This is a genomic window from Vreelandella jeotgali Hwa, assembly GCF_000334215.1.
GTDB classification, from domain to species: Bacteria; Pseudomonadota; Gammaproteobacteria; order Pseudomonadales; family Halomonadaceae; genus Vreelandella; species Vreelandella jeotgali.
The window spans coordinates 20,079-37,672 of sequence record NZ_AMQY01000013.1; the positions used below are offsets into that span (position 1 = coordinate 20,079).

The window sequence follows — 17,594 nt, forward strand, 5'->3', positions numbered from 1 at the left end:
ATGACCATGACTGCATCTGCCCCCGAGACTTCCTGTTTATCCGCGACTTCGCGTTCGTTGCGTATTGCGCCGTCGATTCTCTCCGCCGACTTTGCCCGCCTGGGAGAGGAAGTCGACAACGTCCTGGCGTCCGGCGCGGATATCGTCCACTTCGACGTCATGGACAACCACTATGTGCCCAACCTCACCATCGGCCCCGCGGTGTGCAAGGCGCTGCGCCAGCACGGCGTAACGGCGCCTATTGACGTGCATCTGATGGTCAAGCCGGTGGACCAGCTGATTCAGGACTTTATCGATGCCGGCGCCAGTATTATTACCTTTCACCCCGAGGCGTCCGAACATATCGACCGCTCGCTGCAGCTGATCCGCGACGGCGGCTGCCAGGCCGGGCTGGTGCTGAATCCGGCCACGCCGCTGAGTTGTCTCGACTACGTCATGGACAAGCTGGACATGGTGCTGTTGATGAGCGTCAATCCCGGCTTTGGCGGCCAGGCGTTCATTCCGCAAACGCTTGGCAAGCTGCGCGATACCCGGGCCAAACTGGATGCGTCAGGCCAGGACATCCGTCTGGAGGTGGACGGCGGCGTCAGGGTCGACAACATCGCCGAGGTGGCCGCCGCCGGCGCGGACACCTTCGTTGCCGGCTCGGCGATCTTCAAGGCAGCCAGCGCCGACGATCCCCACGCCTACGACTCGGTTATCGCCCGGATGCGCGACGCCCTGGCGTCGATCGGGCACGATGACCCATGAGGCAATAACCGTGCATTCCCTACTCGATAACAAGCGGCTGGTGGCGTTCGACCTGGACGGCACCCTGGTGGATTCGGTGCCTGACCTCGCGGCCGCGCTGGAGCAAACGCTGGCCGCAGAAGGTCTGGCGCGGCCCACGCGGCAGGCTGTTGCCGGCTGGGTCGGTAACGGTGTGCCCAAGCTGGTGGAGCGCGGCCTGGCCTGGGCGCTGGAGCAGCCCGTTGATGAGCTGAATGAGACGCTCAAGACCCGCTCTCAGGCGGCGTTCATGGCGCATTACGGCGCCGCACCGTACCGCCTGACGCAGCTCTATCCCGGGGTTACCGAGACGCTCTCGGCGCTGGGGCAGGCGGGTTTTGTACGGGTGCTGATTACCAACAAGCCCGAGCGCTTTATTGCTCCGCTGCTGGCGCATTTTGGGCTCGAGGAGGCTTTTGCCCTCTGCCTGGGCGGCGATAGCCTGGCGCGCAAGAAACCCGACCCGCTGCCGCTGACCCATGCTGCGGCGACGTTTGGCGTGCCCCCGGGGGCCTGCGTGATGGTCGGCGACTCCCGCCACGACATGGGCGCCGGGCGGGCGGCAGGTTTTGCCACCGCCGGGCTGACCTACGGCTATAATCACGGCGAGCCGATTGCCCGGAGCGAGCCGGACGCGCTGCTGGATTCGCTGGCCGAGCTGCTATCGCCAACTTCCGCGCCGCCTTCTGCGCCTCATTCCACCCCTTGTTTCACCTCTCATGCCACGAGGACTGTCAGACGATGACCCCCGAGCATTTTGCCGAGCTGGCTGACGCCGGCTATAACCGTATCCCCGTTGCCCGTGAGGTGCTGGCGGATCTGGACACGCCGCTGTCGACATATCTCAAGCTGGCCAACGAGCCCTGGACGTTCCTGTTTGAGTCGGTGCAGGGGGGCGAAAAGTGGGGGCGCTATTCGATTATCGGTCTGCCTTGCCGAGAGCGTATCGAGGTCAGCGGGCATAGCGTTCGCCATCTCCGTGACGGTCAGACGCTGGGAGTGACCGAGGTAGACGATCCGCTGGCGTGGATCGAAGCCTTCCAGGCACGCTTCAAGGTGCCCAAGCTCGACCACCGTCCGCGTTTTGACGGCGGCCTGGTAGGGTATTTCGGCTATGAAACCATCCGCTATATCGAGCCGCGGCTGGCGGACAGCGACAAGCCCGACCCCATCGGCGTTCCGGATATTCTGCTGATGGTGTGCGACGACCTGGTGGTGTTTGACAACCTGGCCGGCCGGCTGACGCTGCTGACCCACGTTGAACCCGGCACCACGGCCGTGCTGGAAGAGGCGCAGCAGCGTCTCAAGCACCTGGAAAGCCGGCTGCGCGACGCCTGTGTGCGCCCCGAGCGGCCAGCCGACCGCAACCCGGACCTCCAGGAGAGCGATTTTGTCTCCGGCTTCACACGAGAGGGGTTCAAGCAGGCGGTCAGCGATATCAAGGAGTACGTGCTGGCCGGCGACGTCATGCAGTGCGTGCCGTCCCAGCGCATGTCGGCGCCGTATCGCGCCGCGCCGCTGGACCTCTATCGCGCGCTGCGCGGTCTGAATCCGTCGCCGTACATGTATTACCTGAACCTGGGCGATCACCAGGTCGTGGGCTCCTCGCCGGAAATCCTCACCCGCACCGAAGACGACGAAGTTACCGTGCGGCCGATTGCCGGCACCCGCAAGCGCGGCCGCACCGAGGCCGAGGATCGGGCGCTGGAGGAAGAGTTGCTGGCCGATCCCAAGGAGCTGGCCGAACATTCGATGCTGATTGACCTGGGGCGTAACGACGTCGGGCGTATCAGCCAGACCGGCAGCGTTACGGTGACCGACCGGATGGCAGTGGAATACTACTCCCACGTCATGCACATCGTGTCCAACGTCGTCGGCCGGCTGAAACCCGGGCTTTCGGCGATGGACGCCCTGCGCGCCACCTTTCCCGCCGGCACCGTCTCGGGTGCGTCCAAGGTGCGCGCGCTGGAAATCATCGACGAGGTCGAGCCGGTCAAGCGCGGCATCTATTCCGGCGCGGTGGGCTATCTGTCCTGGCACGGCAACATGGACACCGCCATTGCCATCCGCACCGCGGTGATCAAGGACGGCCAGGTGCACGTCCAGGCCGGTGCCGGCATCGTCGCCGACTCCGACCCCGAGATGGAATGGCAGGAAACTCTCAACAAGGGGCGGGCGCTGATCCGTGCCGTGGCCATGGCCGAGCGCGGGCTGGACGAGGAATAGACCGCCTCGGGGCGCTTTATGCTGATGCAGGGCATAACATTGGCCTGCCGCTCGGGGTACGATAGGGCATCCGGGCGCCACCGTCTTCTGCGGTGGGGCCTGTTTTTTCGCCATGCAGCTTGACGCATGCCATTTTTGCCATGCAATCGGGTAACAGGAAGCGCGTTTTGCAGACTGATACAACCTCTACCGTAGGCATTGTCCGCATGTCGCTGAAGGGCGACATCGAGTATATCAACAGCGGTTTTGAGCACCTGACCGGCCACCGCAGTGAGGACCGCGAAGGCCAGCCGTGGGAACAGCTGCTGGCGCAGCAGACGGGGCTTGATACCCGGCTTGCCACGCTCAAGTCCTTTCTCGACAAGGAACGCGTCTGGGCCGATCAGCTGTGGCTGGCCACCGCGCGCGGGGGGCGCGTGGCATGCCGCGTCACGGCCACGCCGCTGTACGACAACGCTACGCTTTCGGGTGCGGCGCTGGTCTGCAAGCCGATCTCGTCGGATACCCCGGCCCCTTCCCGCTGGACGGGCTGGCTGCAGCGGCTGAACCCTGCCAGCCTGACGTTCAAGACCAGCGTGCTGGGGACGCTGGCCGTCATCATGATTGCCGGCGCCATCGGCGTGGGCAGCCTGCTGTCGAGTAACGCCCAGCAGGCGATCAGCAAAACCGGGGAAAGTATTTCGGCGATTGCCAACCTCAACGCCATCGAAGGCGCCTCGATCAGCGGCCGGCGGGAAATCAACCAGGCCATGGCCGACCTCGATCACATCGAGGACCCGCAGCGCTTCAAGGCGCGGCTGGAAGGCTTTGAAGACGAAATGCTGGGCCACTGGCAGACGTTCCTGGATGCCATGAACCCCGAACTGGGCATTGATACCGACGAGCTCGATGCGCTGCTGCAGGGGCACTACGAAGACGGCATCTACCCGGCCATGCGCTACCTGCTGGACGGCGGTGACCAGGAATCCGCCCGCGAGGTATTCGGCGCCTTTCTCTCCGAGGATGCCGGGGTGTTCAGCCGCAAGCTAAGCGAAATGTCGGAGCTTTATCAGCAGGAAGCCGTCGAGGCGGCCAACCAGAGCGAGCGTTTTCAGCATAGCGTGGCGACCTGGCTGTGGATCGGCGGGCTGATCAGTCTGGTGATATTTCTGGCCACCTGCGTCAAGCTTATCCGCGATATTCGCCGCCCCATGCGCAAGGCGCTGATGTTTGCCATGCAGGTGGCAGCGGGGAATCTCAAGGCGCATCCCCCGCATCAGCAGCATACCGAAATCGGCCGCGTGCTCGACGCCATCGAGCTGATGTCGCTGGCGCTGGAAGGGCTGATTTACCAGGTGCGCCGGGGTGTCGATACGGTGACCCCGGCGGCCGATGGTATCGCCCGCAGCAGCCAGACCATTGCCGCACAGTTCGAGCAGCAGGCCAGTGCCGTGCAGCAAACCGCGGCGGCGATGGATGAAATTTCCACCACCGTGCACCAGAACGCCGACAACGCGCGCTCGGCGGCTACCGCCTCGTCCGATAACGCCGACAAGGTGCAGAGCGCCGGTCAGGACATGCAGGCGCTGTCCACGTCGATGGGCGACATCCATACCCAGACGGCGGCGATGGAAGCGCTGGTACAGCAAATCGACGAAGTCGCGTTCCAGACCAACATCCTCGCGCTCAACGCCTCGGTAGAGGCCGCCCGTGCCGGCGAGCACGGCCGTGGCTTTGCCGTGGTAGCCCAGGAAGTACGCAACCTCGCCCAGCGCAGCGCCGACACCGCGAGCGAAGTCAAAAGCATGATCACCCGCGCCCAGGAAGCCGTTGCCAAGGGCGTCCGGGATACCGAGTCGACCCATACCGTCATGAACGAGATAAAAACCGCCTCGGCGCAGATCAATGACCTGATTGATGAAATCAGCCAGGCCGCCAAGGAGCAGTCGGAAGGCGTGACCCAGGTCTCCCAGGCCATCTCCCAGATCGACGATGCCATTCAGTCATCGTCCAGCGAACTCTCCGGGCTGGATAACTCATCGCAGGCGCTGAACGATGAAGCGCGCGCGCTGACGCGTAACGCCCGGGCCTTTGAAATCCGCTCGGCGGAATTCATGTCGGATGCCGGCCAGCGCGCGCCGGCAGCATCGTTACCGTCTTCCCGGCCCAAAGCTGCGGCACCGTCGGCTTCGCGTTCGGAAGGTAGCCGCCCCGGTGATCATCGGCTGGGCAGCGATGCGGAAGAAGACGATTGGGAAACCTTCTAAGCCCGGGGAGCCGTTAACAGGTCGAAGAGGGGGGCTACGCCAGGGATGGCGTAGATAGCGTCCAGGGAGGGATTCATAGCGCCCCCCCCCTCGCCGACCTGTTGACGGCTCACCCCCGAATGATTGAGATGAAAGACAATAGTTCTTTCAGCCACAGTTCTTTTAGCCACAAAGCGGGCCTTGCGATGTGCAAGGCCCGCTTTTTTATCCGGATAGTGATTCGTTCTGTTGGCGGAAGAGATGAGCCCGCACGCCTGTTACGGCGCTATCACGCCGCCGGCAGCGTGGGCCAGTGCGATCATCGGGGCGGGATACAGGCCCAGCATAATCACCAGCACGGCGGCGCCGAGAACCACCAGCCCGGCGGCGCGCGCGGCCCAGTCGGGCGAGGCATCGCGGCGGTACATGCCCGGCTCGGCCAGGAACAGCGTGACGATCACGCGAAGATAGTAGTACAGGCTGATGGCGCTGCCGGCGATGATGCCCACCACCAGCCACCATTGATGGGCTTCCACGCCCAGCGCGATCAAATAGAACTTGCCGATAAAGCCGGCGGTGGCCGGAATGCCCGCAAGCGAGAGCATGGCGATGGTCATCACCGCGGTGAGATAGGGGCGGCGCCAGAACAGCCCGCGATAGTAGTGCAGCGCGCCGGCATCCCGGCCTTCGGTGGCGCTGGACACCAGAATCACCACGCCGAACGCGGCCAGCGTCGCCGGCACATAGGTGATCAGATACACCCCGCCGGTTTCCGCGGCCAGGCCGTCGGCCACGACCAGCACCAGCAGCATGTAGCCGAAATGGGCAATGGAGGAATAGCCCAGCAGCCGTTTGAGGTTGGACTGGGTCAGCGCCAGCAGGTTGCCCACCAGCATGCTGGCAAGCGCCAGCACCCAGAGAACGGCGTGCAGCCACTCGCCCTGAAAAGCCGGCGCGCTCAACACCAGCCGCAGCATGAGAATAAACACCGCCACCTTGCTGGCCGTGGCGAGAAACGTCGCGGCCGGTCCCGGGCCGCCCTCGTAGACGTCCGGCGTCCAGAGGTGAAAGGGCACCACCGAAAGCTTGAATCCCAGACCCGCCAGCATCAGCCCGGCGCCGGCCAGGCCCCAGGCGCCGGAGCCGCGAACCATCGATGCCATGAGCGCGCTGAGCTCAAGCTCGCCGGTCTGAGCGTAAAGCAGCGCCATGCCGAAGAGCAGAAACGCGCTCGCCGCCGCCGACAGAATCAGGTACTTGATGCCAGCTTCCAGCGAGCGGCGCTCGTGAAAGGCGTAGGCCAGCATGCCGTAAAGCGGCATGGACAGCAGCTCCAGGCCCAGAAACAGGCTGGCCAGATGTCGGCTGGCGACCAGCACCAGCCCGCCGGCCGCCGAGCACAGCAGCAGCAGGTAAAACTCTTCGCGGGCGTTCTGAAACGTCTCGAAATAGGCGTGGGCCAGCACGGCGCAGGCAAGCGTCGATGCCAGTACCAGAATGCCGCCGAGCATGGCCGGGCCGTCGAAGGCCAGCAGCGGCGTGGTCAGCGGCACGACGCGCCAGGCCATGATCTGGGCGGCCAGCGCCAGGCCCAGGCCCATGACGCTCACGGCGACGGTGACGTGATGTTGCCGCCGCCAGGCGATGCCCAGCATCAGGGTAATGGCCGTGGCGCCAACCAGAATCAGCGGAAGATAAGCAACAGCAAGCTTGGGCAACGGCATTATCGAGCCTCCGGCAACGGTGAGCTTTGGGCGTCAAACAGCCGGTGGATATCCTGCATGGCGGCACTGCTGGTATCCAGCAGCGGCTGGGGATAGAGGCCGACCCACAGGATCAGCGCCACCAGGCCCAGCAGCATGCAGAACTCGCGGGTGTCCAGACCCTTCAGCGGCGTATCGCTTTGCGGCGGGCCGTAGTGCACCCGCTGCATCAGCATCAGCGAATACACCGCCGCCAGTACCAGACCCACGCTGGCCAGCGCCACGACCCAGGGCGCGATGGCGAACGTGCCGAACAGCACCATGAATTCGCCGACAAAGTTGGCCGTGGTGGGCATGCCCAGCGAGGCGGCAATCAAAAACAGATAAATGCCCGGCATACTGCCCAGACGCCCCCAGAGGCCGCCCATCTCGTTGATTTGGCGGGTATGCAGCCGCTCGTAGAGCTGGCCGCTGAGAATAAACAGCCCCGCCGCCGAGAAGGCGTGGGCGACCATCAGTACCACTACGCCCTGAAGCGCCAGCTCGGTACCGGCGTAGATGCCGATGAGCACAAAGCCCATGTGGGCGATGCTGGTATAGGCCACAAAGCGCTTGATGTCCTGCTGCCCGCAGGCCAGCACCGCGCCGTAGAAAATCCCCACCAGCCCCAGCGCCATGGCAAAGGGAGCAAACGCCTGGGAGGCCTCGGGGAACAGCGGCAGGGCAAAACGCAGCATGCCGTAGGCCGCCGTCTTGAGCAGAATACCCGCCAGATCCACGCTGCCCGCGGTGGGCGCCTGGGCGTGGGCGTTGGGCAGCCAGCCGTGCAGCGGGATGACCGGCAGCTTGACGGCAAAGGCGACAAAAAACCCGAGCATCAGCCAGAACGCCAGCGTGGGCGACAGCGTGGTCTCCTTGAGCACGGCGTAGCTGAAGGAATACTCGCCGGTGTTGCCGTGGTGGGCAAATACCAGCCCCAGAATCGCCACCAGCATCAAGAGTCCGCTGGCCTGGGTATAGATGAAGAATTTGATCGCCGCGCCGATGCGGGTGCTGCCTTTGGAGCCGCTGTGACCCCAAAGCGCGATAAGAAAGTACATCGGCACCAGCATCAGCTCCCAGAAGAAGAAAAACAGGAACAGATCCATGGCGAGAAAGACGCCGACCACGCCGCCGAGAATCCACAGCAGGTTGAGGTGGAAAAACCCGATACGCCGGACAATCTCGCGCCAGGAACACAGCACCGCGAGCACGCCGAGAAAGCCGGTCAGCGCAATCAGTATCAGCGAGAGGCCGTCCAGCGCCAGGTGAAAGTCGATGCCAAAGCGCTCAATCCAGGGCACCCGGTATTCCACCGCCCACTGGGTGCCGCCGGAGGCGGGCAGGGCAAAATCCAGCTGTAGCCATAGCCCGAAGGCAATCAGCAGCTCGCACAGCATGGTCGCCAGCGCGATCAGGCGCGTGGCCCGGCCGCCCAGCCGCTCTGCCTGCCAGCATAAAAGGCCCCCGACAAACGGGATGACAATAAGCCATACCAGTATCATAAGCGTCTATTCCTTTCAGGTGCCCTGGATGACCAGTGCCAGGCTCAACAGAATCAGCGCCACCCCGGCCACCATGGTGATGGCATAGCCGCGAACGCGTCCGGACTGGGTACGCGAAAGCCCCAGGTGCAGCAGCCGCACCAGCCGGGCCAACAGGCGGAAAAGGCCGTCGAAGAGGTCGCTTTTCAGCAGCCAGACGGTTAGCCGGTAAGGACGCACCAGCGTCCAGTCAAACACCAGGTCAAAGCCCCAGGCGTGATGCCACAGGTGCCAGAGCCCGGCGCCCGGGCCCCGGTTGGCCAAGCGCAGCCAGCCGCGGCGCAGGCCGAACAGCCAGACCCCCAGCGCCATGCCGCCCAGCGCCGTGGCCGCGGCAAGCAGCTCCAGGCTGCTGTGGCCGACGTGCGTGGCGTCACCCGGGCCGGCCGGGAGTACCTCGGCAAGCGGTGGGGTAATCCAGGCGCCGACAAACGTCGACAGACCCGCCAGCACCACCAGCGGCAGGCCGTGGGCCAGGCCGCGACCGGTCTCGGCGTGGCGGGCGTTGTCGCTTTTAGCCGTGCCGTGGAAGGTGCCGATAATCAGCCGCAGGGTGTACAGCGAGGTCAGCAGCGCGCCCACCAGCCCGGCAATCAGCAGCCCCTGCTGGTCGGCGGCCAATGCCTGCCAGAGGATTTCATCCTTGCTGTAAAAGCCGGCGGAAATCAGCGGTAGCGCAGCGAGCGCGGCACCGCCCACCATAAAGCCCGCGTAGGGCAGCGGCAGCTTGCGCCACAGCCCGCCGAGGCGGCGCATATCCTGCTCGTGGTGGCAGCTGATAATGACGGCCCCGGCGGAGAGAAACAGCAGCGCCTTGAAAAACGCGTGGGTCATCAGGTGGAAAATCGCCGTGTCGTACGCACCCACGCCCAGCGCCAGAAACATATAGCCGATCTGGCTCATGGTGGAGTAGGCCAGCACGCGCTTGATATCGGTTTGCGCAAGCGCGGCAAAGCCGGCCATCAAAAGCGTCAGCGCGCCGATCACGCCGGTGACGTAAAGCGCGGTGGGCGCCAGCTCGAAAATGCCGTGCATGCGCGCGATCAGGTAGACCCCGGCGGTGACCATGGTGGCGGCGTGGATCAGCGCCGAGACCGGCGTGGGGCCGGCCATGGCATCGGCCAGCCAGGTGTGAAGCGGCAGCTGCGCCGATTTGCCCATGGCCCCGCCGAGCAGCAGAAAGGCGGCCAGCTCGACGGTGGTATCGCCCGCCTGCCAGGCCTGCGGCGCCAGCTCCAGAATCTCGGCGATGTTCAACGTGCCCAGCCGGGTGAAGAGCAGAAACATGCCCAGGGCGAGAAATACGTCGCCGATACGCGTAATAACAAACGCCTTGAAGCCCGCCCAGCCGTTGGCGCTGTGGGTGTAGTAGTAGCCGATCAGCAGGTAGCTGCACAGGCCCACGCCTTCCCAGCCGAGGAACAGCAGCAGCAGGTTGTCGCCCAGCACCAGCAGCACCATACTGAACACAAAAAGGTTCATGTAGGTGTAAAAGCGCGTGATGCCGTCTTCACCGCGCATGTACCAGGCGGCAAACAGGTGGATGAAAAAGCCCACGCCGGTGATCACCCCGAGCATGGTCAGCGAAAGGCCGTCCAGCGCCAGACTGATACCGGGGGTAAAATCGCCCACGGCAATCCAGGTCCAGAGCGTTAGCTGCTGCGGGCCGGCCGCGGCAAAGCCCAGCGCAAGAGCCGCCGTGGTAAGCGCGGCCAGGCCGATGCTTGCCGTGCCCACCGTCGCACTGGCGCGGTAGCTTAGCTGCCCCCGGGAAAAGGCCAGGATCAGCGTGCCCACCAGCGGCAGCAGAAACGTCAGCGGCAAAAGCGTTGTCGGCTGTGCTATTGAGAGTGTCGTTGCATGTTCCATCATCCGCGCATCCTGCTGGCCACGTCGAGGTTGAGGGTCCTGAAGCGGTGATACAGCTGAATCAGCAGCGCCAGGCCGACGCTGGCTTCGGCGGCGGCCAGGGTAATCACCAGCAGGAACATGGCCTGGCCCTCCGGCTGCTGCCAGCCGGTGCCGGCGACGATAAACGCCAGCCCCGCGGCGTTGAGCATGACTTCCAGGCTCATCAGCACAAAGATCATGTTGCGCCGGAACATGAGCCCGCCAAGCCCCAGGGCAAACAGCACGGCGGCAAGTACCAGGCCGTGTTCCATGGGCACGCCGTTCATACGTCCTCCCCGGCTACGCCGTTGGTCGATGGCTGATGCGCCTGGCCGTTGGCCGGCGTTGACGCGCCGGTCGGCAGATCGCGCGGCGCGGGTGAGGGTGCGGCGACCTTGCCGATGCGCCCGACGTGGGACGCCGTGACCAGCGCGGCGAGCAGCAGCAGCGCGCCGAGCTCCACCAGCAGCAGCCAGGGGCCGTAAAGCAGCGTCCCCACGCCCCTGGCGGTCAGGCCGCCGCCTTCGATCACGGCCTGAATGTCACCGCGCCACAGCAGGCTGACCAGCGTCAGCAATAGCACGGTGGCCAGCACCGAAGGTCCCAGCCAGGTACGCGGCTGCAGCCACTGGCGTTCCTGATCCACCGTCGCCTGGCCGAGATTGAGCATCATCACTACGAACACGAACAGCACCATGATGGCGCCGGCGTAGACGATGATCTCGAGGGCGCCGGCAAAGGGCGCGCCCAGCGCGAAGAACACCAGCGCCACGGCAAGCAGCGATACCACCAGGTAGAGCACGGCATGCACCGGATTGGGATTGGTCATCACCCCCAGCGTTGCCAGTACCGCCATCAACGCGCTGAGATAAAACGCAAGCTCCATGATGTCTCCCCTTGATACCTGTGCCTTGATACCCGTGCCGTCAGGGCAAAAGCGTGGTGACCTTGATGGGTTCGGCCTCGTCCTGAGCCTGACCCTTGTCCTTGCCGCCGATGGCCATGCCCGCCACTTTGTAAAAGTGATAGTTGTGGTCCTTGCCGGGGCCGTTGATCAGCAGGTCGTCCTTCTCGTAAACCAGCTCCTGGCGGTTATATTCCGCCATCTCGAAGTCCGGCGTGAGCTGGATCGCCGAGGTAGGGCAGGCCTCTTCGCACATGCCGCAGAAAATACAGCGCGAGAAATTGATGCGGAAAAATTCCGGATACCAGCGGCCGTCGTCCTGTTCGCCCTTTTGCAGCGCAATGCAGTCCACCGGGCAGGCCACGGCGCAGAGGTTGCAGGCCACGCAGCGCTCCTCGCCGTCGGGATCCCGGGTGAGCACGATGCGTCCGCGGTAACGCGGCGCCAGATAGGGCTTTTCTTCGGGGTAGCTGAGCGTCTCGCGCTTGCGAAACGCGTGCATGAAGATCCTTCCCAGGGTGCTTAGCTGGGACGCGGTGCCTTGCAAGAGCTTTTTATACATGGCGTTCTCCTTCCGTTGACGCTTTGCGGCTCGTTGGTGCGCCGGCTATGCCGGGTTGGCGAGCAGAATGATCGCGCCGGTCACCAGCAGGTTGAGCAGCGTAAGCGGCAAACAGACTATCCAGCCGAAGGTCATCACACGGTCGTAGCGTGGCCGGGGCAGCGCTGCCCGAGCCAGAATAAACAGCAGCAAAAATACGCCGGTTTTTAACGCAAACCAGACGAAGGGCGGCAGCAGCGGCCCGTGCCAGCCGCCGAAGAACAGCGTCACGGTCAGCGCCGAGATCAGCAGCATGCCGACGTATTCGCCGATGAAGAACATGCCGAACTTCATGCTGGAATATTCGATATGGTAGCCGTCGGCCAGCTCCTGTTCGGCCTCGGGCTGGTCGAACGGGTGGCGGTGGGTGGTGGCAAAGCCGGCGATCAAAAAGGTGCAAAAGCCCAGAAACTGCGGGATGACAAACCACAGGCCTGCCTGAGCCTCGACGATCTCGCGCAGGTTGAACGAGCCGGCCGTGGCGACGACGCCCATGAGCGAAAGGCCCATGAACACTTCGTAGGAAATGGTCTGGGCCGATGAGCGCATGGAGCCGATCAGCGCATACTTGTTGGCGCTGGACCAGCCGCCGAGCAGCACCGAATAGACGTTGATGCCGCCCATGGCGAGGAAGAACAGCAGGCCGATGTTCCAGTCCGCCACGCCCAGCGTCGGCGTGATGGGAATAATCACGAACGACAGCAGCAGCGAGGCCATGGCAATGCCCGGCGCCAGCAGGAAAATCGTGCGGTCGGCAAAGGGCGGAATCCAGTCTTCCTTGAAGAAGATCTTGAGCATGTCGGCGATCAGCTGCAGCGAACCGAAGGGCCCGACGCGGTTGGGCCCGTAGCGGTCCTGCCACAGACCCAGCATTCGCCGCTCCACCACGGTCATTACCGCGCTGACCAGCACCGCGACCAGCAGAATCGCCACGGCCTCGAGCATGGCGATCACGGTCGCCAGCAGCGTCGGGTTCAGCCACGCCGGGCGCAGATTATCCAGCATTGCCCAGTCCATCAGCCGTCCTCCTTGCCCGGGGTTTTGCCGGGGGCTTTATCCAGAGTGACCCAGTGGCCGTTCGGCGCCCCCGGCATTACCCCGGCGGGCAGCGTGACCAGCCCGTCGGGCAGGTCCGCCTCGATGTGCAGGGCCAGTGGCAGGCGCGATTCGCCGGCAGTCAGCGTCAGCGTCTCGCCGTCTTCGGCGTCGAGCGCTCGGGCGTCGGCTGCGCTCAGGCGCAGGCAGGGCGTTTGCGCGCGTTCCGCGATCGCGTCGGCGCGGGCAGAGGTTGCCTCGCCGCCGAACAGCCGCGGCAGCACCCACAGCTGAAAGCGGTCGCCCTGGTGGGCAAAGGCGGCGGGAATCCTGTTGGCGGCGGGGTAGCCGCTGCTTGCCGCCTTCACGGTGCCGGCCACACAAATGCCCGGATCGCCGCCGCTCAGGTGGCCGCCGACGCTGTCGGTAAACTTGTTCCACGCCTGGGGCGAGTTCCACCCCGGCGCCCAGGCAAAGGGCACGTTCCGGCGCGGGCGGTCAAAGCCGCTGTAGCCCTCCATGGAAAACTCAAAGGGCGTTTCCGGGTCCTGGGGCATGCGCGGCTCGCTGACGGAGATATCGGCGCGCATCGACGTGCGCCCGCTGTAGCGGTGGGGGGAACGCGCCAGCTTGAGCGTGCCGGGCAGCTCGGCGTGGTCGCCGGCGCTTTCCATACCCGCCAGCGCCGGGTGCGATTCGGCGCAGTCGGCCACCGCTTTTGCAAAGGTGAGCGGTTCGCCGGCGCTGCGCCCAAGACTCGCGCGCAACGCGTCCAGCCAGCGCCAGCCGGCGTGAAGGCGGCATTCCGGGCGCAGGTGGCGCGGATCATAGACCTGGTAAAAGCGCTGGGCGCGGCCTTCCAGGTTGACCAGGGTGCCGTCGGTTTCGGCAAAGCTTGCCGCCGGCAGGCCCAGGTTGGCGCGCTGCCAGGTTTGAGTGCGCTGATGGTCGATCACGATCAGTCCGTCAGCGGCGTCGAGGGTCTCGTCTACCCTGGCTTGCGGCAACCGCTCGTAGAGGTCGTTTTCCAGCACCACCAGCGCATCGGCGTGGCCGAGCGATACCTGCTCCAGGGCGCGTTCCAGCGGCTTGCCGTCCATGAGCGCAAGCCCGGTGCTGTTGGCCTCACGGCGAACCATGAGCAGGCCGCCGTTCTTTTCCCGGCGCGCCAGGGCTCGAACAACGCTGTCGGTGGCGTCGAGAATCGCGGTGGATTCCAGCGAGCCGCCGCTGATGACCAGCGGACGCTCGGCGGCGAGCAGCGCCCGGGCGATCTCTTTGGCGTGCGCTTGAGTAGCCGCATCGAGTCCGTCAACGGCTGGGGCTTCAGCATCAATCTCGTGGGCGATGGCAAAGCCCAGCCGGGCGATATTGTCGGGCGCCAGCCGCATTGAGGCGGCGCTGATACCGTCGAGCTCGGTGGCCGAGGGATAGGCGATATACAGCGGATGATAGCTGTCCTGGGCCAGGGTTTTTACCGCTTCGGCGTTCCAGAGCGGGATGCCGCGCTCTTCGGCCAGCTCCTCGCGGCGCCCCAGCACCGCCTGACGCACGTTGAGGCCCAGGCGGGCGGCGCTGTGGTGCAGATCCTCGCCCAGCACCAGCACCGCGTCGTGGCTTTCCATCTCGCGCGGCGTTGGAGTGGCAAGCGCGCCGGCGGCGTCGATGCCGGCCATGCGCGCCAGGCAGGCCTGTTCGGCGGCGGCGATGCCGGTGGAGAAGTTGTTTTCCCCCACCAGGGTTTTCAGCTGATGATTGCTTTCCAGGCTGGCGCGGGGCGAGCCGATGCCGATGACGCGATCGGCCCGGCGCAGCAGGTCGGCGCCGCGATCCAGCGCCGGGTCAACGTCCAGCGTCTTGACGCCGGCGTCGTGCCACTCGGGCCGGCGCGGGCGATCGTCGCGGTTGATGTAGTCGTAGCCGAAGCGCCCGCGGTCGCAGAGAAAGTAGCCGTTGACCTCGCCGTGGTAGCGGTTTTCAATACGCCGCACGCTGCCGTAGCGCTCGCCGGGGCTGGTATTGCAGCCCACCGCGCATTGATGGCAAACGCTGGGGGCGTACTGCAGGTCCCATTTGCGGGTGTAGTGGCGGGTGTGGGTTTTATCGGTGAACACGCCGGTGGGGCATACCTCAGTGAGGTTGCCGGCAAAGGGACTTTCGAGGACGCCTTCCTCGTGGCGGCCGAAATACAGGTTGTTGTGCATGCCGAACACGCCGAGATCGGTGCCGCCGGCATAGTCGTTGTAAAAGCGCACGCAGCGATAGCAGTTGATGCAGCGGTTCATCTCGTGGGCGACAAAGGGCCCCAGGTACTGGTTGCGGTGGGTGCGCTTGGTAAAGCGGTAGCGCCGCTGGCTGTGGCCGGTCATCACCGTCATGTCCTGAAGGTGGCAGTGGCCGCCTTCGGCGCACACCGGGCAGTCGTGGGGGTGGTAGGTCATCAGCCATTCCACCACCCGGGCGCGGAAGGCTTTGGCATCGTCGTCGTCGATGGCGATCCAGCTATTGTCGGCGGCCGGCGTCATGCACGACATGACGATTTTGCCCTGGGTGTCGTTTTCATCCTTGTACTGTTTGACCGCGCACTGGCGGCAGGCGCCCACGCTGCCCATGGCCGGGTGCCAGCAGAAGTACGGAATATCCAGCCCCAGCGACAGGCAGGCGTGCAGCAGGTTGTCGCTGCCGTCGACGTCGTAGGCGTTGCCGTCCACATGAATCGTTGCCATCAGCTCACCTCTTCCTTTGCCGCCGCTGTATCCGAGCCATCGGCCACGGCGCTACCCCCTTTGGCGTCTTCCTCGACAATGCCCGCCGCAAAGTCGGCGCGGAAATGGCGAATGGCGGATTCCAGCGGCATCGCGGCCCCCGGCGCGTGAGCGCAGAACGTCAGCCCCGGGCCGATGTTGGCGGCGTGTTCCTGCAACAGCTCGATATCGCCGGGGCGGCCTTCGCCGTGTTCGAGGGTCTGGAGTATTTTCGCCGCCCAGGGCAGGCCGTCCCGGCAGGGCGTGCACCAGCCGCAGGACTCCCGGGCGAAGAACTGCTCCAGGTTGCGTAGCAGGGCGACCAGGCTCTGGCGCTGGCTGACCACGGTCAAAAGGCCGGTACCCAGGCGACTGCCGTACTGGCCAACGGTATCGAAATCCAGCGGCAGCTCCAGATGCTCGGGGAGCAGAAAGCCGGTACTGCCGCCGCCGGGCAGCCAGGTTTTCAGGGTGTGACCTTCGCGCATGCCGCCGGCGCGTTCGAGAATGTCCCAGCCCGTGGTGCCGATGGGCAGCTCCCAGAGGCCGGGGCACGCCACCAGCCCGGAAACGCCGTAAAGCTTGGTGCCGCCGTCGTTGCTCAGGTTGCCGGACAGCTCCTGATACCATTCGGCGCCGTGCTGGAGCACCGCCGGGGCGTTGCACAGGGTTTCGACGTTGTTGACCACGGTGGGCTTGCCCCAGGCGCCGGACTGGCCGGGAAACGGCGGTTTGGCCCGAGGGTTGGCGCGCTTGCCCTCCAACGAGTTGATCAGCGCGGTTTCTTCACCGCAGATGTAGCGCCCGGCGCCGGTGTGCAGCGAAATATCGAAATCAAAGCCGCTGCCGGCGACGTCGTCACCCAGCAGTCCGGCCTCACGGGCTTCCTCGATGGCCAGCGACAGCGAGCGCGCCGCGTCGACGTATTCGCCGCGCAGAAAGATATAGCCGTACTTCGAGCGGTTGGCGCGGGCGGAGATGATCATGCCTTCGATCAGCAGGTGCGGCTGCTGCTCCATGAGCAGGCGATCCTTGAAGGTGCCCGGCTCCATTTCATCGGCGTTGCACACCATATAGCCCCGGGGCAGGTTGTCGCCGACCTGGGTCAGGCTCCATTTCACGCCGGCGGAGAAGCCGCCGCCGCCGCGGCCGCGGACGTTGGCGGTTTTCATCGCCTGAATAATGTCGTCCGGCGCCTGCTCCAGGGCGTTCTGCGCGCCGACGTAGCCGTTTTTCTGTCGGTACTCGTCAAGCCCCACGCGCGAGCCGTCGTCGTTGAGCCGCCAGGTCAGCGGGTGGGTATGTTCAAGGCGCTCGCTGGCCGGCTGGCGCAGCTGGCTTTTGTAGCGCAGGCGCGAATTCGAGGGAATCGACGTCATCATGGGTACGCCTCCAGAAGCTCGCTGAGATCATCCGGCGCGATAGGGCCAAAGGTATCGTCGCCGATCATCATCGCCGGGCCGCGATCGCAGGCGCCCAGACAGCAGGTGGGCAGCAGGGTAAAGCGGTTGTCCTTGGTGGTCTCGCCAAAGCCGATGCCCAGCCGCTGGCTCAGCGCTTCGCCAAGCTCCTCAAAGCCGGTAAGAAAGCACGAGCTGCTGTCGCAGACGAGAATCACGTGGCGGCCCACCGGCTGGCGGAAAATCAGGTTGTAAAACGTGGCCACGCCTTCCACCGCGCCAACGCCGACGCCCAGCGCCTCGGCAATCGCGGCAATGGCGGCGTCGGGCACCCAGCTGTGACGTTTCTGGACGATTTTCAGCGCTTCGATACACGCCGCCTGGGGCTGTTCGTAGTGGTCGCGTTCGTCGAGGATGGCACGGCGATCGTCGTCGTGCAGCACAAAGCCGTCACCGTCGGTGGCAATGGGGGCTGTGGTGCCGGCGGCGTCGTAAAGGCGGTCAGTCATTGCTCA

The 17,594-nt window shown here is 64.9% G+C and carries 14 protein-coding genes; 4 read left to right on the forward strand and 10 right to left on the reverse strand.

The window, feature by feature from the left end:
- Positions 1 to 6: 6 nt before the first annotated feature.
- From rpe to C793_RS0105660, 4 genes are all read left to right on the forward strand, one after another.
- Positions 7 to 750 carry a ribulose-phosphate 3-epimerase gene (gene rpe / locus C793_RS0105645; RefSeq protein WP_051038342.1) on the forward strand — a complete coding sequence of 248 codons (744 nt, stop codon included), beginning with the start codon at positions 7 to 9 and terminating at the stop codon, positions 748 to 750.
- Positions 740 to 1,513 (forward strand): phosphoglycolate phosphatase, encoded by a 774-nt coding sequence (locus tag C793_RS0105650; protein ID WP_017429970.1) that lies wholly within the window; start codon positions 740 to 742, stop codon positions 1,511 to 1,513. Before rpe ends, C793_RS0105650 begins: the two co-directional genes overlap by 11 nt.
- Positions 1,510 to 2,994 (forward strand): anthranilate synthase component I, encoded by a 1,485-nt coding sequence (gene trpE, locus C793_RS0105655; RefSeq protein WP_017429971.1) that lies wholly within the window; start codon positions 1,510 to 1,512, stop codon positions 2,992 to 2,994. The genes C793_RS0105650 and trpE overlap by 4 nt, the downstream gene beginning before the upstream one ends.
- A gap of 167 nt (positions 2,995 to 3,161) precedes the next feature.
- A complete protein-coding gene (locus C793_RS0105660; protein ID WP_017429972.1) occupies positions 3,162 to 5,240 on the forward strand; it encodes a methyl-accepting chemotaxis protein in 2,079 nt (692 codons plus the stop codon).
- 257 nt (positions 5,241 to 5,497) lie between these two features.
- Here C793_RS0105660 and nuoN read toward each other — a convergent pair whose 3' ends face one another.
- The 10 genes from nuoN to nuoE are packed head-to-tail and all read right to left on the reverse strand — an operon-like array spanning position 5,498 to position 17,588.
- Entirely contained in the window at positions 5,498 to 6,943 is a 1,446-nt protein-coding gene (nuoN, locus tag C793_RS0105665; RefSeq protein ID WP_017429973.1) for an NADH-quinone oxidoreductase subunit NuoN, read from the reverse strand.
- A complete protein-coding gene (gene nuoM / locus C793_RS0105670) occupies positions 6,943 to 8,466 on the reverse strand; it encodes an NADH-quinone oxidoreductase subunit M (RefSeq protein WP_017429974.1) in 1,524 nt (507 codons plus the stop codon). Before nuoM ends, nuoN begins: the two co-directional genes overlap by 1 nt.
- Before the next feature lie 15 nt (positions 8,467 to 8,481).
- Positions 8,482 to 10,377 (reverse strand): NADH-quinone oxidoreductase subunit L, encoded by a 1,896-nt coding sequence (gene nuoL, locus C793_RS0105675; protein ID WP_017429975.1) that lies wholly within the window; start codon positions 10,375 to 10,377, stop codon positions 8,482 to 8,484.
- On the reverse strand, positions 10,374 to 10,682 hold the full coding sequence (nuoK, locus tag C793_RS0105680) for an NADH-quinone oxidoreductase subunit NuoK (RefSeq protein WP_017429976.1): 309 nt from the start codon (positions 10,680 to 10,682) through the stop codon (positions 10,374 to 10,376). Before nuoK ends, nuoL begins: the two co-directional genes overlap by 4 nt.
- Positions 10,679 to 11,281: an NADH-quinone oxidoreductase subunit J gene (gene nuoJ, locus C793_RS13570; protein ID WP_017429977.1), complete on the reverse strand. Its 603-nt coding sequence runs from the start codon at positions 11,279 to 11,281 to the stop codon at positions 10,679 to 10,681. The genes nuoK and nuoJ overlap by 4 nt, the downstream gene beginning before the upstream one ends.
- A gap of 40 nt (positions 11,282 to 11,321) precedes the next feature.
- The gene (gene nuoI / locus C793_RS0105690; protein WP_017429978.1) at positions 11,322 to 11,861 is read right to left on the reverse strand and encodes an NADH-quinone oxidoreductase subunit NuoI; all 540 of its coding nucleotides are present in this window, start codon (positions 11,859 to 11,861) and stop codon (positions 11,322 to 11,324) included.
- Positions 11,862 to 11,906: 45 nt separating this feature from the next.
- A complete protein-coding gene (gene nuoH / locus C793_RS0105695; RefSeq protein ID WP_017429979.1) occupies positions 11,907 to 12,917 on the reverse strand; it encodes an NADH-quinone oxidoreductase subunit NuoH in 1,011 nt (336 codons plus the stop codon).
- The gene (gene nuoG, locus C793_RS0105700) at positions 12,917 to 15,661 is read right to left on the reverse strand and encodes an NADH-quinone oxidoreductase subunit NuoG (RefSeq protein WP_017429980.1); all 2,745 of its coding nucleotides are present in this window, start codon (positions 15,659 to 15,661) and stop codon (positions 12,917 to 12,919) included. Before nuoG ends, nuoH begins: the two co-directional genes overlap by 1 nt.
- A complete protein-coding gene (locus tag C793_RS0105705) occupies positions 15,661 to 17,061 on the reverse strand; it encodes an NADH-ubiquinone oxidoreductase-F iron-sulfur binding region domain-containing protein (RefSeq protein WP_017429981.1) in 1,401 nt (466 codons plus the stop codon). Before C793_RS0105705 ends, nuoG begins: the two co-directional genes overlap by 1 nt.
- Positions 17,058 to 17,588, reverse strand: a complete 531-nt coding sequence (gene nuoE, locus C793_RS0105710; protein ID WP_017429982.1) for an NADH-quinone oxidoreductase subunit NuoE — start codon at positions 17,586 to 17,588, stop codon at positions 17,058 to 17,060. The genes C793_RS0105705 and nuoE overlap by 4 nt, the downstream gene beginning before the upstream one ends.
- Positions 17,589 to 17,594 lie beyond the last annotated feature (6 nt).